At 65.0% G+C, this 1,471-nt stretch carries 1 protein-coding gene; it reads right to left on the bottom strand.

Annotated features, from left to right (window positions below):
• Positions 1–131: 131 nt before the first annotated feature.
• A protein-coding gene (locus tag ACWDTP_RS38455; RefSeq protein WP_450028447.1) for an IS3 family transposase occupies positions 132–1,357 on the bottom strand; the annotation gives its coding sequence in 2 pieces (ribosomal slippage) (positions 132–1,045 and positions 1,045–1,357; 1,227 coding nt in all).
• Positions 1,358–1,471: the final 114 nt, after the last annotated feature.

Genomic DNA, 1,471 nt, shown 5'->3' on the forward strand with positions numbered 1-1,471 from the left:
AGGTGCGCGGTCTTGCCCCAGCCCCACGATGCCGGTGGGTCGGGCAATTCCAGCCAGTCCCATTGGGTTTCATCGCCGGGGGCATGCGGGATCACGGGCCTTGACCCCGGATGGTGGACACGGGATTTGGATTAAGCAGCTTCTGGCAGCGTAGCGAATGTGTGGGTGTTTTCGTAGCTGGCCGGGCTGGAATAGCGGCAGCGGGAGTGCCTCCGTTTCAGGTTGTAGCGGACCAGCCAGCGGAACACTTCACGGCGGCAGGTAGCAGCGTCGGGCCACCGGCTGCGGTCCTGCAGGATCTCGCGTTTGAGGGAGGCGTTGAACGATTCGGCGAGCGCGTTATCGGCACTTGACCCCACCCCACCCATAGACTGGACGACGCCCAGATCTGTGCAGAGTGTCGCGAAAGCCTTTGAGGTGTACTGACTTCCGTGATCTGAATGGAACACAGCACCCGCCAGTGAACCACGCAGCGTCTCGGCGGCGATGAGAGCGTCTTCGACGAGTTCAGTGCGCATGTGCTCAGTGATCGCCCACCCCGCCACTCGGCCGGAGAAGCAATCGATCACCGTCGCCAGATACAGATTCGACCCGGTCGCCAAGGGCAGGTAGGTGATGTCTCCGACGTACTTTTCGTTGGGTGCCGCTGCGGTGAAATCCCGGTTGAACAGGTCGGCGACCTTCTGGCTGGCCGGATCCGGTGTGGTCGTCTTCACCCGGCGGCGGCGGTAGCCGGCGATCTTGGCCGCCCGCATCACCCGTGCCACCCGTTTGTGGTTTACCCGCTCCTGCTCGGGCACGCCGTCGTTGAGTTCAGCGGTGACCCGAGGCGCCCCGTAGGTGTTGTCCGCCTCATGGACAGTACGGATCCGTGCGGCCAGTGCCTGGTCAGCCGCTTCGCGGGCGGCGCGGCCATCGGCACCAGCAAGCCAGGCGTAAAACGAGGAACGCGCGATCTCGACGACCGCGCACAGCCACTTCACCGGGTAGGTGTGGAGGTGGTCGGCGACGAACTGGAAGCGGCTCACCAGTTCGTCTCCCCGGCGAAATATTTGGCCGCCGACCGCAGAATGTCCCGCTCGGTGGACAATCGAGCCTCGGTGGCGCGTAACGCCTTGTTCTCGGCCCGCAGCCGAGCCAGCTCCTGCTCCGGGGTCTCGCCGCTGTGAGCCGGCGCTGCCGCCGCGGCGGGGTTACGGTGCCGAATCGGCACCCCAGCGGCCTTGCACCACGCCGACAGCGTCACCCCACTGATGCCGAGCTCGTCAGCGATCTGGGTGACTGTCGCGCCTTCAGTGTCTCGGTACAGCGCCACTGCGTCCCGCTTAAACTCGTCGGGATAATTTTTCCTTGCCATCGGTGTCGATCATCTCGCTTCCCCCGCCAATCTTGCGGGATTCAGCGTGTCCAACACCTGGGGTCAGGACCCCACCGCGTTCGGCCGCTGGGTGGCCGTGCGGCACGCCTGGCA

Source organism: Mycobacterium sp. NPDC003449 (assembly GCF_053588415.1).